The organism is Sphingomonas sp. CCH5-D11 (genome assembly GCF_001557395.1).
Lineage (GTDB): Bacteria > Pseudomonadota > Alphaproteobacteria > Sphingomonadales > Sphingomonadaceae > Sphingomonas.
In genome coordinates, this window is the sequence record NZ_LSKH01000120.1 from 1 (window position 1) to 12,160 (window position 12,160).

A 12,160-nucleotide genomic window follows, 5' to 3' on the forward strand; every position below is an offset into this window, starting at 1 on the left:
TTTTCGACGCCGATCACCCCGCTACCGGGGTCCCTTTTCCACGCCGATCCACAGCACGACGTGAGAACTTGATCCAAGCGGCGCGCGATGCGTTCGCCGCCCATGGTTTTCATGGCACCGGCATCGCCCAGATCGCACAGGCATCAGGCGTTGCCGTTGGGCAAATCTATCGCGATTTCGCCAACAAGGAGGCGATCGTGGCGGCCATTGTCGAGAGAGACCTCGAAGAGTTTCTCTCGGAGAGCGGCCTATGCGCGGCCAACAACAGCGGGCATCCTGAAGCGGTACGCAAATGGATCCGGGATTTCGTCGCTTGCGAGGAGCGAGGCGATGGTGGACGCCTGTTTGCGGAGATCATGGCGGAAGCATCGCGCAACGAACGGATCGGCGAAATTGCCCGCGGTTTGCAGAGAAGGATGCATTGCGCGCTTACGACTGCCTTGCAGTCACTTGTCCCGACCAGCGTCAGGCTTGAGCGATGTGAACGGGTAGCCGAAATGATCCACACCATCGCTTTCGGTGTCTTTCAGCGTCGCACCATAGACCCCAACTATCCCCCTGCGACGGCAATCAACATGCTGATGGACTGCATCGATACTGCGATCGATCATCTGCAGCGCGAAGCAGGCTAGCTCGCCCTCACCCGCAACCCAATGTTCACTGCCGTATGCGCAGTCCAACCCAAAGCGTTCGGGGCGTGGCTCGCTCCACCACGCCAACACCGCTGATGCCTGCCTCCACTTGCTCGTCCAGCAGGTTCTCGCCGCGCAACTCCATGGCGACACCAGGCATGAGCGGCGCAGCCAGATACGCGTCGACCGTCGTTGCCGGTGCGAGCTCCCGGCCATTCTGGTCGTCCTCGAACTGGCGAGCGACATGCCGCAAGGTAGCTGACGCAGTCCATCTACCGCTTCGCATGCCAAGCGTGCCCGACACCTGATCCAATGGGGTTTGAGCTGGCCTGAGATCATCCAGCGTTACGGCCAAACCTGTCGCCTCCACCCGCGGATCGACGTGGCTCCACGATGTTAGGGCAAATACCGGCCCGGCCTGCCACCTTGCATCCAGCTCGAAGCCTTTCGACTCGATCGCATCGAGATTCTGCCTGACGCGGTATGTTCCGGCCACGAAGCCAACACCCGGGAACGTTCCCGGCCCGACGCCGGCGGTGACGTTCGAGATGGCGTCTTCCAGACGATTCCAGAAGACCGTTGCACTGAACGAAATGTCGGCGGTGGGAGCGATCGTGACACCACCGTCGACGCCACTCAGCTGCTCGGGTTTCAGCAAGGCGTTTGCAGCGGTCGCATCAGCGCCGACGCGGAACGGCCGGTAGAGTTCATTCAGCGTCGGCAAGCGCCACCCGCGATAGGCGCTCGCGCGGAGCGTGATGTCCTTGGAAGCGGCGAATGCCACTCCAGCCCGCCCGGTCCACTCCGTGCCGGTTCGATCTTCGAACTGCGCGTCGGTGAGTGGCACGCCGGTCGCCAAGGTATATTCGTTCAGACGCCCATCGGCGATCCGCCATCGATCGACCCGACCGCCCAAGGTCAGCGTCCAGTCACCCGCCGTCACCGCGCCGTCGATGAACAGACCCAACGTACGACTGTTCCCGCCTGCGATCCGCCGCCGCGTCGGTGAGCCGTCGACAAAGGTGTAGTTTTCCTGTGTCCGCCCTTCGACATTCCGCCAATCCATGCCAAGCCGCAGATCACGCCCCGAGCCAACAGGAGGCACGATCTCGAAGCGAGCGCCCATTCCGGTTGCAGGAGTGTTATATTGATCCAGGGTCTGCGTGGCGCTCCCCCGGTCTGCTGGCACGCTGGCGAACTGCGACGCGAAGGCCCGGGTCTGAAGATAGGCAAGTGCCGAATAGCCCCATCTTCCCCGTCCGACCAGCCGAACACTGGCATCAGCCCCCTCGCTAAGATTTGCCGTAAAGGCCGTGCCACGCTCACGCCGATCGGTGAAGGCGCTGAGGTTTGCTTGCAGCTCCGTATCAGGCGAGAGTCGAAGCCCCCCCCTCACCGCTGCCGATGCCTGCTCGTAACCGGCAGGCCGATCCGCCGCGCCGCGCGCTTCCGCGATCGTCGGCACGAAGCCATCGCCGCGCGAATAGGCAGCCGACAGCGTTGCAAAGCCAACACCGGCCAACATCGTGCCGGACCCTTGCGCATCAAGGGAGTCGCGGCTTCCATAAGCAAGCGAGCCGGCGATGCCCGGCTGCTCACGCGGATCGGCGCTTTCCAGCTCCACCGTACCGGCGAGCGCTCCGGGACCGAAATAACCACTACCGCCGCCGCGCGACACTCTGATCCGGCCGATCCGATCCGTGGCATAAGCGGGAAAAGGCACCCACCCGCCGAACGGATCCGTTTGCGGGACACCGTCGAAAATCAGCAAGGCCCGGCTGGATGCATTGCCGCCGATACCGCGCAAGGAAATGCCCTGGCTGGTCGGGTTCGCCGACCGGGAGTCCGAGCGTCGGAACTGCTGTAGGCCGGCGACGTCCGCAAGCACGCTTTCCAGCCGATCGCTTGCGTTCGCCGAAATACGGTCGGCATCTATCGTCACCACGCTCGCCACGCGGTCCCCGGCTCGATCCTCAAGGCCTCGGCCCGTCACGATGATGTCCGGCGCGGTTTGCGCCAAAGCGGGAGTAGCAAGAAGCAAGGCGCCGAACGCACTGAGTCGAAAGGTCATATGGCGCCTTGCCTACGACGCGCCGGTCAGCGCAAGCCATACCTCCAGGCATTCATGAGCTAAGCGTGGTTCAACTCCACGGCTGCAAGCGCATCCGTGAAACGGCGACGCCACCAGATCACATCCTCACGGCAAACATTGTCGTACATCTTGCGCCAGCGTGCGATCCTTTCATCGCGCGGCATGGCCAGCGCCTGCTCGATCGCGTCCGCCAGTTCGTCCGGGCTATACGGATTGATCAACAACGCCTCGCCAAGCTGTTCCGCAGCGCCGGCAAATCGCGACAAGATCAATACGCCCGGATCTTCAGGATCCTGCGCCGCGACAAATTCCTTCGCCACGAGGTTCATCCCGTCGCGCAGCGGCGTGACAAGCGCGACGCGCGCCGCGCGGTACACGCCGGCAAGAACATCCCGCGGCAAACCCCGGTTCACATAGCGAAGCGGAACCCAGTCGATTTCCGCGAAGGCGCCATTGATGCGGCCGGAAAGCGCGTCCAGTGTCGCGCGGATCTCTTGGTAGCTCTGAACCGTCGCGCGCGAGGGCGGCGCGATCTGCAACAACGACACATTGGTGCGCTGATCGGGTCGCGTTTCCAGGAAGCGCTGATAGCCGTTGAACCGCTCTTCGATGCCTTTCGAATAATCGAGCCGGTCCACACCGACGATCAGATCACGCCCGCTGACGCTTTCGACCATGCGGGACAGTGTCGTTGCCGCCTTGTCGCCGTTCGCTGCGGCGATGAACTCGCTTGCATCGATGCCGATCGGGCATGCAATGGCCTTGATGGTGCGACCTCCTACCGTGACCTCGTCATTGGGCCCGATGGTGCCGTCCATCTCCCGCTCAACATAGTCGTGAAACGTCTCGAGCCACTCCCGCGTCTGGAAGCCGACGACGTCATAAGCGAACAACGCCTCCACCAATCGCCGATGCTCCGGCAAGGCGATCAGCAACCGCGTCGGCGGCCAGGGTATATGGAGGAAAAATCCCAGCCGGTTCCTCACACCCTTCTGCCTCAGCATCCAGCCAAGCGGCACCATGTGATAGTCGTGAACCCAGACCAGATCCTCGGGCTCGATGTGCGGGCTGATAACCTCGCTGAACAGGCGGTTGACCCGCTCATAACCGCCCTGGAAGTCGCGCTCGAACTCGGTCAAACCCAGCCTGTAGTGGAACAGGGGCCAGAGCGTGCGATTGGCATAGCCGTCGTAATATTCCTCGACATCCTGCTCCGGCAGATCGATCGTCGCAGAGGTTACGCCATCATAGGTCTCGAACCGCAGTTCACCCGTGTCGCCGGTGTTGCCGGACCACCCGAACCAGATACCGTCCGCTTCGCGCAGGGCAGCGGTCAGCGCGACCGCCAACCCGCCCTGCGCGCTTGGTTGTTCCGCGGTGGGCGCCGACACCCGGTTCGATATGACGATCAGGCGGCTCATCGGATCGCGCTCCAGGGCTTGCTCAGCAACACCGCGCAATTGATGACACCGACCAACGAATAGGTCTGCGGGTAATTGCCCCATAGCTCACCAGTGACGGGATCGATGTCTTCGGACAGCAGGCCGGCGGGCGTACGCCGCGACAGCATCTCTTCAAACAGCTCGCGTGCGTCAGCGTCCCGGCCGGTAAAGTGCAGGGCCTCGATCAGCCAGAAGGTGCAGACGTTGAAGGCAGTATGAGGCAGACCGAAATCGTCCTCTGTGGCGTAACGCAACATGTGCGATCCGCGCCTCAGCCCACCCTCGACTGCATTGAGCGTGGACTGGAAACGTGGATCATCCGGCGCCAGGAACCGAAGGTCGAGCAGCTGCAGAAGGCTGGCATCAAGATCGTCGCCGCCGAACGTCGCCGACATCCTTTGCGTCTCCGGCCGCCAGGCTGCCTCCTCGACGCGCGCCCGCATGATGTTCGCCCGGTCACGCCAGAAGATCGCCCGTTCGAAAAACCCCAGAGCCTGCGCACCATTCGCCAGCCGATCACAGGCGGCCCAGCACATCGCGGCCGAATAGGTGTGCACGTGACTTTTGGTCCGCAGCTCCCACAAACCCGCATCCGGCTTGTCGAACTTCTCCCAGGCGCGCTCACCCACCGGTTCGAGCGCCTCAAAATCGTCTCGGTCCGCTACGCGCAGCAAGCGATGATCAAAAAAGGCTTGTGCGTTCGACAGGACGATCTGCCCGTAGGCGTCGTGCTGGATCTGCTCATATGCCTGATTGCCGACGCGCACCGGCCCCATGCCGCGATAACCATTGAGAGCCGGAGCCTCGCGCTCAACCAGCGTCGCCTCACCACCAACGCCGTACAACGGCTGAATATGGCCATCCTTTGCATTGTCGACGATGTTGCGAAGATATTCGAGATAGCTTTCCAGGACGTCGAGCGCACCTAGACGGTTCAAGGCCTGAACCGTGTAATAAGCGTCGCGTACCCAGCAGTAGCGATAATCCCAGTTCCGCTGCGAATCCGCATGTTCAGGGATGGAAGTCGTCAGCGCAGCGACGATCGCGCCCGTTTCCTCGTGCTGGCAAAGCTTCAGGGTGATAGCCGAGCGGATTACGGCTTCCTGCCACTCGTACGGAGTGGCCAGGCTGCGCACCCAATGCTGCCATTCCTCAATGGTGCGATCGAGCATGTTCTCGAGCGACACGGCAATATCGTCAGCAAAACTTTCATCCGGCCCCATGAAAAAGTAAAGCGGTCGCTCGACCCTGAACATGCGCTCGTCTTCGATCCAGCCGACCGGCGCCGTGGTGGACAGGCGAACGACGCTGTCATCCAGGAGATACCGAATGTGATTGGAGCCGCGGGTAGTATCCGCCTGCCCCTCACCCCAGTTCGTCGCCGGTCGCAATCGGATGCGCACTCGCGGGCTGCCCGCCACAGGCCGAACGATGCGAACGAATGCGACCGGACGATATTTGCGGCCGTTACGCGTAAAGCGCGGGCAGAAGTCTATTACCTCGATCGCGCTTCCATTCTCGTCCTCGTGACGTGTGACCAGGATGGGGGTGTTTCGAATATAGTGCTGCTTCGTTTCCCGCAGGCGATCGATATCGATCTCCCAGAAACCGAAGGCATCATCTCCGGCCGGTGGCTTGTCATCAAGCAGCGAACAGAATGCAGGATCGCCGTCCACCCGCGGCAGGCAGCCCCATACAAAGCGGCCCGCACGATCCACCAACGCTGAAACCTGGCAGTTTCCGATCGGCCAAAGATCCATTGTCGCCGTCATGCCGCAGTCCCCAGCCAATTTCTTACCGCGGCGACATCATCCAGCCGATACGTCGCCGCAGTCTCGCGTGCTGGTCCGACCAGCACGCCAACCCCGTTCAGCGTGGCCACTGCCGCAAAGCCGGCTTCATCGGTCACGTCATCTCCGACAAACACTGGCTTGCATCCTTGGAATGCTGGTTGGGACAGCAAAGAGGTGATGCCGCTGCCCTTATCGTGCCCGCCCGCACGAAGCTCCACCATCATCTTGCCTGTTTGCAACACCAGGCCCTCTTGTCCGGCGAAATCCTCCGCCAGTCGGCGGGCTGTGGCAGCCTGCTCCGGCGCCATGCGATAATGAACTGCTACTCCCAGAGACTTCACTTCGATCACCACCCCCTTCTGCCCCGCGAACGCGGCGGAAAACACTCTTTCCGCCTCATCGAGTGCGGCGGGACGAGCAGGCGTCAGTCGCTCACCGGAAACCCGCAGTTCGGCACCATGGCTACCGACCACTGCGATCTCCGGAACGGCAAGCCCGAGAAAATGCTCGATTTGCGCCACCGATCGCCCACTCACTAAGGCGAGACGTCCGGCAAAGGTTCCCGCAAGGCGCCGCAACAGCGCAACCAGCCCGTCATCGACGATAACGGCGTCAGGCCTGTCGACCAGCTCAACGAGCGTGCCGTCGAAGTCGAGCAGTATACAATGGCCCGCCGCGATCAGGGCAGGTGGCGGAGGAAGCATGCGTGCTGTCACCATGTCAGCGGCTCTAGCGGCCTGACGGCGCCTCGTCAGCGCCTCATGTGCTGGCGCAGGCGCGGCAAGTCTGCCATCACGTGAAAAAAGCACATGATGGGGCGGATGGCCGATGTTCCTCAACTTCCTTGACGAGCTGCGCGTCGCAGGCATTCCGGCGAGTTTGAAGGAGCACCTGTTGCTCCTCGAAGCGCTGGAAAAGGACGTGATCGAACGCACACCGGAGGACTTCTATTATCTCTCCCGGTCAGTGTACGTGAAAGATGAAGGACTGCTCGACAAGTTCGATCAGGTTTTCGCCAAGGTATTCAAGGGCATTGAAACCAGCTTCGCTCAGGAGGGAGCTGAAATTCCCGCCGAGTGGCTGAAGGCTGTGACAGAGAAATTCCTGACGCCCGAGGAAATGGAGGCGATCAAGTCTCTGGGCTCGTGGGACGAGATCATGGAGACGCTGAAGAAGCGGCTTGAGGAACAACAAAAGCGTCACCAAGGCGGCAACAAGTGGGTGGGTACCGGTGGGACCTCGCCTTTCGGCAATTCCGGCTACAATCCAGAAGGCGTGCGGATCGGCGGAGAATCGAAACAGAAGCGCGCGCTGAAGGTCTGGGATCAGCGCGAATTCAAGAATTTGGACAATACGCGCGAGCTTGGCACCCGCAATATCAAGATCGCGCTTCGTCGCCTGCGCAAGTTCGCCAGGGAAGGTGCGGCGGATGAACTGGACATCGATGCGACCATCGACGGAACTGCCCGGCAGGGATGGCTGGACGTCCACATGCGCCCGGAACGCAGGAACGCTGTCAAATTGCTGCTGTTCCTAGATGTCGGCGGATCCATGGACCCGTTCGTCAAACTGTGTGAAGAGCTCTTTTCAGCGGCGACCAGTGAGTTCAAAAACCTGGAGTTTTTCTACTTTCACAACTGCCCCTATGAAGGCGTGTGGAAGGATAACAAACGCCGTTTTGCAGAACGGACGCCAACTTGGGACGTCCTCCATAAGTTCCCACATGATTACAAGCTGGTGTTCGTCGGCGACGCCTCAATGAGTCCTTATGAGATCACGCATCCGGGTGGCTCCGTGGAGCATTTCAACGAGGAGTCGGGCGCAGTCTGGATGCATCGACTGACGACAACCTATCCTGCGGCAGTTTGGCTGAACCCCGTCACCCAGTCGCAATGGGGATATTCTCAATCGGTAAAGGTCATCCGTGAGTTGATGAACGACCGCATGTATCCGCTTACCCTAGCTGGCCTCGACGATGCGATGCGGGAACTGACCCGCAAGCGATAACGGCTTGAGACCGGGCGAGCATTGCCGCGCCCGGTCAACACTTTCAATGCTGGGCTAGCGCGACCCGCGCCAGACCCGCACCCGTGCGCTTGCTTTAACGCCGCCCTGATGCGCCGGGCACCGCGTATATTGAAAGCGCTTGTTCATGCAGATCCAGACTTCATCCAGCCAGCCCTGACGATCGGTAGTGATCTTCATCATATCCGACCTCATCCCAGGATTAACACGGGCGATGGCGTTGGCGAGCTTTCCAGCAGAGAGCGGCTGCCGCGATAGCGACACCATGTCCGGGTAGCGCAACTTGCGGTACAGGCTGGTGGCCTTGGCGAAGTAGCTGTCCGGCGTCTCGCCCGCCATACAGGTACCGTGCTTGGCCCATTCATGCTGAAGCAACTGCGCAGAGGGGGTGGAGCAGATGTTTGCGCGGATCGTGCGTTCGGAAAGCAGCGGCGTTGCTTTGCAATATTGCGGCCACTCCTTCCCGACACCGTCGGGCCAAAGCCCGTGCAGAACAAAGCCGAAGCGATTGCCCCCGCCGCATTGCACACGGGAACGCGCCGCTCGGTCCGGCTGGCGGCAATATTGCGGCGACCAGCTTATCGCGAGGGTATAGTGACCGATCGGCAGGAGGCGCTGCGGCTCCTTTTCGTTCGGCAGGTCGGGGTGAACCGTCAGCATGCCGCTGTCCGGCACTGAGCATTGATACGCCTGTGCTGTTGCCACAGCGGGCAACATCGCAAGCGTCAGCCCCATCCATCTGATCATCAATCGAACTCCATGAAACTCGCGCCGGCCGTAGCCCTGGCGAGGAAACTCATCCTCAGAGCTGAATAGGATCCGCATCAATCCCTACTGCGGCCCCGCACACACTTCGACTTGCGACAGGCGTCAGCAGATCACGCGATCTCGTAATCAAGACCGATATCGGCCGCGGGCGCAGATTGGGTAAGCCGGCCGACGCTGACGAAGTTCACGCCCGTTTGCGCCACCGGCCGGATCGTCTCCAGCGAAATGCCGCCCGATGCTTCGGACGGGATGCGGCCATCAATCATCGCTACTGCCTGGGAAAGCACCGCAGGAGGCATATTGTCCAAGAGAAGCCGCGTAGCGCCGGCAGCGATCGCCGGCTCGATCTGTTCAAGCCGGTCAACCTCCACGATGATCTCGGCGATACCTGCCGCGCGCGCTCGGGCAACCGCGATCGACACGTCACCGGCGACCGCGACATGGTTGTCTTTGATCATCGCGGCGTCCCACAGACCCATACGGTGGTTCTGCGCACCGCCCATGCGGGTGGCATATTTCTCCAGCAGGCGAAGTCCAGGGAGAGTCTTGCGGGTATCCAGCAGCACCGTGCCCGTTCCCGCAAGACGATCCACGTACAGGCTAGTCATGGTGGCGATCCCCGACAGGTGCTGGACCGTATTCAGGGCGGAACGCTCAGCGGTCAGGAGCGCGCGTGCCTGGCCACTTATCCGCATCAACACAGAACCGCGGGCAACACGAGCGCCGTCCTTTGCCAAGGCTTCGACAGTAGCCGCAGGATCCAGATGCCGGAAAAACGCGCTGGCAACTTCAAGCCCCGCGACAGTGATCGCGTCGCGGGTCGCCATCACGGCATTGAACCGGGCGTCGGCGGGAATCACCGCCTCGGATGTGACGTCGACACCGGGGCCAAGATCTTCCGCCAGCGTTGCCGTGACAAACGCTTCAAGATCAAAGTCCTGTATCACGGGAGTGTCTCCTCCGGCGCGACGCCCCACAAGCGGGTCGCCTCTACAAAGCCGACTTGTCCTCGCACATCAAAGCGGCACCAGCCGCGAGCGCATTGGCTCACGCGCCCCACCACGCCCGGCTCCGCACGCCAAAGCACCCGCGCTCCGAAGGCCGGTCGATCGCGCAGTTCAGTAACTGCTTCCTGCACGATTGCCGTTCGCGTGCTGCTGATCAAATTGCCCAGCATCCAGCCCTGCTCTCCGCCGGGATCCTCAACCTTGCGCCACTCCTTGAAGACGTCGACGACCCGCACCGGCAGGTCAGCACGCACATAGAGCCAGGTTGCAGGATATGAGCGGCCCGGCCCTGAACGCATCCTCGCCTTCCCGGCGCCGATCGACGCGAAATACGGGGGCTTGGGTTTCTCTTTTCCGGTTTGCGCGGCGACGCTGCCTCCCGAAATCAACACGGCAAGCATCGCCAGTCCTGCCGTCCATCGCCGCATGATCGTCCCCCCGTCGCGCACAATGTTCTGTAGCCGGGTGTATCGCCCAGCTTCAACCGATCGTTGACGCGAAAGCGCCGCTTCGCCAAGCCTGCGGCATGGTCGATACGCGCCGTTGCCCCAATCCTCGGGTCTTTGTTACCCGCGAGCTGCCTGACGCCACCATGAACCGGCTTGAGGATCTGTTCGACACGGTCAACAATCGGGCGGACCAAGTCATGTCGCGGGAACAGCTTGCCGCAGCCATGAAGGATTGCGACGTACTGGTCCCGACCGTGGTCGACACGATCGATGCCGAACTGATCTCCGCCGCCGGCGATCGGCTTAAGCTGATCGCGAACTTCGGTGCTGGTGTGAACCACATCGACCTGAGGGCTGCACGCGCACGCGGTATCATCGTCACGAACACGCCGGGTGTACTTACCGAAGATACGGCCGACATGACGATGGCGCTTATCGTCTCGGTCCCGCGTCGCCTGGCCGAAGGCGAGAAGCTTGTTCGCTCTGGCGAATGGAAGGGCTGGAGCCCAGGCGGCATGTTGGGTCACCGGATTGGCGGCAAGGCACTTGGTGTCGTCGGCATGGGGAGAATCGGCCAGGCAGTAGCGCGCCGAGCCCGCGCATTCGGCCTTTCCGTACATTATCACAATCGCCACCGCTTACCGAAAGTCCTGGAGGCAGAACTGCAGGCACAATGGCATCCGAACTTGGATGAGATGCTTGCCAATATCGACATTCTGACCATCCACACGCCGCGCAATGCAGACAGTGAGAACCTGATCAGCGCGCAACGGATCGCGCTACTGCGCCCTCACGTCTACCTGATCAACGCGAGCCGTGGCGGCATCGTTGATGAAAATGCGATGATCGATGCACTCGAAGCGGGACGCCTCGCCGGCGCCGGACTCGACGTCTGGACACATGAGCCGGTGATCGATCCCCGGCTGCTCGCCCTGCCGAATGTCGTCATGACCCCGCACATGGGATCCGCGACGTTCGAGGGCCGTCTTGCCACCGGCGAAAAGGTGATGACGAACATCCGGATGTGGGCCGATGGCCATCGACCACCCGATCAGGTGCTGGAAGGTTGGGTCTGACGGACTTCTTAATTCAGGCTGCTGTTTCGCTGGGAACACAAAGCAAACCTACTGCATTTTACGATCGTTCAACATGATCGGAGATTTCGCAATGAAGAATGCAGTTCTTCTGCTGATGCTTGGCGTGACCGCTGTTGGCACCTCGGCGTGCTCAACTTTGAGGGGAGCCGCGATCGGCGGTGCTGGCGGCGCTGGTGTTGCTGCGGTGTCGGGCGGCGACGTCGAGAAAGGCGCGGCTGTCGGCGGTGCGGCCGGCGCAGTCGTAGGAACGATCGACAACTGATTGCCGAACCTGGCCACTATCTCCGTTGCGCCGCACGTCGGCGCAGCGGAGACAGCTGGCGGGTGGTGGCTCAGTCGCCGGTGAGGATCCGATCGACCAGCTGCTTCACCGTGGGCACGAAGCCGTTGGAGTAGAACGGATCACGCTTGAAGTTGTAGGCGGCATGGCCAGCGAACATCAGGTTCGCTTCGGTGTCGCCGCCATGAGCGATTTCCTGCAGCGTCTTCTGAATGCAAAAACTGCGCGGATCGGCAAGGCGACCGGTGGAATTGGTCTCGGTATCCGCCCAGCTCGAGAACAGGCACTGGCTGAGGCATCCCATGCAATCGGCCTGATCCTTGCGGATCTCCGCCTTTTCCTGGGGGCTGACGAAGACAAGCGTGTTGTCGGGCGTCTTCAACGCATCGGTGAAACCATGGCCGAACCATTCGCGGGCACGCAGCAGATCGTTGCGCGTGACCCAGAAGTTCTTCCCCTTCACACCGACATCAAGCTGGAAGACGTGATCACCCGCCTCCTGCGTCGAGAAGGCGATCTGGCGTTCCGAACGGGCCTCGAGGCTGCGGAGGAACGGATTACGCACAGCCGACGAA

The 12,160-nt window shown here is 61.5% G+C and carries 11 protein-coding genes and 1 pseudogene; 4 read left to right on the plus strand and 8 right to left on the minus strand.

Annotated elements, in window-relative coordinates:
- Window positions 1–632, plus strand: a 632-nt coding sequence (locus AX702_RS24210) for a TetR/AcrR family transcriptional regulator (RefSeq protein ID WP_156455401.1), incomplete at its 5' end; no start/stop codon positions are given.
- A 25-nt stretch (window positions 633–657) separates the two neighbouring features.
- Here the strand turns inward: AX702_RS24210 and AX702_RS24215 are convergent.
- From AX702_RS24215 to otsB, 4 genes are read right to left on the minus strand one after another with little or no spacing between them, the layout of a single operon-like run.
- Window positions 658–2,703: a TonB-dependent receptor gene (locus tag AX702_RS24215; protein WP_082746134.1), complete on the minus strand. Its 2,046-nt coding sequence runs from the start codon at window positions 2,701–2,703 to the stop codon at window positions 658–660.
- A gap of 59 nt (window positions 2,704–2,762) precedes the next feature.
- Window positions 2,763–4,145 (minus strand): alpha,alpha-trehalose-phosphate synthase (UDP-forming), encoded by a 1,383-nt coding sequence (locus AX702_RS24220; protein WP_066778285.1) that lies wholly within the window; start codon window positions 4,143–4,145, stop codon window positions 2,763–2,765.
- A complete protein-coding gene (locus tag AX702_RS24225) occupies window positions 4,142–5,938 on the minus strand; it encodes a glycoside hydrolase family 15 protein (RefSeq protein ID WP_066778287.1) in 1,797 nt (598 codons plus the stop codon). Before AX702_RS24225 ends, AX702_RS24220 begins: the two co-directional genes overlap by 4 nt.
- Entirely contained in the window at window positions 5,935–6,678 is a 744-nt protein-coding gene (otsB, locus tag AX702_RS24230; protein ID WP_231731772.1) for a trehalose-phosphatase, read from the minus strand. The genes AX702_RS24225 and otsB overlap by 4 nt, the downstream gene beginning before the upstream one ends.
- Before the next feature lie 109 nt (window positions 6,679–6,787).
- On the opposite strand from otsB, the gene AX702_RS24235 reads away from it, so the two are divergent.
- Window positions 6,788–7,966, plus strand: a complete 1,179-nt coding sequence (locus AX702_RS24235) for a vWA domain-containing protein (RefSeq protein ID WP_066778291.1) — start codon at window positions 6,788–6,790, stop codon at window positions 7,964–7,966.
- Window positions 7,967–8,020: 54 nt separating this feature from the next.
- On the opposite strand, the gene AX702_RS24240 is transcribed toward AX702_RS24235, so the two are convergent.
- The 3 genes from AX702_RS24240 to AX702_RS24250 form a co-directional block, all read right to left on the minus strand.
- Complete coding sequence (locus AX702_RS24240) at window positions 8,021–8,731, minus strand: ribonuclease T2 family protein (protein WP_066778293.1); 711 nt, start codon at window positions 8,729–8,731, stop codon at window positions 8,021–8,023.
- 131 nt (window positions 8,732–8,862) lie between these two features.
- Window positions 8,863–9,699: a carboxylating nicotinate-nucleotide diphosphorylase gene (gene nadC, locus AX702_RS24245; protein ID WP_066778294.1), complete on the minus strand. Its 837-nt coding sequence runs from the start codon at window positions 9,697–9,699 to the stop codon at window positions 8,863–8,865.
- Complete coding sequence (locus AX702_RS24250) at window positions 9,696–10,187, minus strand: SH3 domain-containing protein (RefSeq protein WP_066778295.1); 492 nt, start codon at window positions 10,185–10,187, stop codon at window positions 9,696–9,698. Before AX702_RS24250 ends, nadC begins: the two co-directional genes overlap by 4 nt.
- Window positions 10,188–10,285: 98 nt before the next feature.
- Here AX702_RS24250 and AX702_RS24255 point away from each other — a divergent pair, with 98 nt between their 5' ends.
- On the plus strand, window positions 10,286–11,284 hold the full coding sequence (locus AX702_RS24255; protein ID WP_066778296.1) for a 2-hydroxyacid dehydrogenase: 999 nt from the start codon (window positions 10,286–10,288) through the stop codon (window positions 11,282–11,284).
- A 91-nt stretch (window positions 11,285–11,375) separates the two neighbouring features.
- Window positions 11,376–11,567, plus strand: a complete 192-nt coding sequence (locus AX702_RS24260; protein ID WP_066778299.1) for a YMGG-like glycine zipper-containing protein — start codon at window positions 11,376–11,378, stop codon at window positions 11,565–11,567.
- 70 nt (window positions 11,568–11,637) lie between these two features.
- On the opposite strand, the pseudogene AX702_RS24265 reads toward AX702_RS24260, so the two are convergent.
- Window positions 11,638–12,160 (minus strand): annotated as a pseudogene (locus AX702_RS24265) (nitronate monooxygenase); the annotation flags it as partial.

What these genes read in the sequence shown, in the direction of transcription:
- AX702_RS24225 (WP_066778287.1), bottom strand. Translation starts at nt 5,938, where the DNA reads ATGACGGCGACAATGGATCTTTGGCCGATCGGAAACTGCCAGGTTTCA.
- AX702_RS24235 (WP_066778291.1), top strand. Translation starts at nt 6,788, where the DNA reads ATGTTCCTCAACTTCCTTGACGAGCTGCGCGTCGCAGGCATTCCGGCG.
- AX702_RS24215 (WP_082746134.1), bottom strand. Translation starts at nt 2,703, where the DNA reads ATGACCTTTCGACTCAGTGCGTTCGGCGCCTTGCTTCTTGCTACTCCC.
- otsB (WP_231731772.1), bottom strand. Translation starts at nt 6,678, where the DNA reads ATGGTGACAGCACGCATGCTTCCTCCGCCACCTGCCCTGATCGCGGCG.
- AX702_RS24240 (WP_066778293.1), bottom strand. Translation starts at nt 8,731, where the DNA reads ATGATCAGATGGATGGGGCTGACGCTTGCGATGTTGCCCGCTGTGGCA.
- AX702_RS24250 (WP_066778295.1), bottom strand. Translation starts at nt 10,187, where the DNA reads ATGCGGCGATGGACGGCAGGACTGGCGATGCTTGCCGTGTTGATTTCG.
- AX702_RS24255 (WP_066778296.1), top strand. Translation starts at nt 10,286, where the DNA reads ATGGTCGATACGCGCCGTTGCCCCAATCCTCGGGTCTTTGTTACCCGC.
- AX702_RS24220 (WP_066778285.1), bottom strand. Translation starts at nt 4,145, where the DNA reads ATGAGCCGCCTGATCGTCATATCGAACCGGGTGTCGGCGCCCACCGCG.
- AX702_RS24260 (WP_066778299.1), top strand. Translation starts at nt 11,376, where the DNA reads ATGAAGAATGCAGTTCTTCTGCTGATGCTTGGCGTGACCGCTGTTGGC.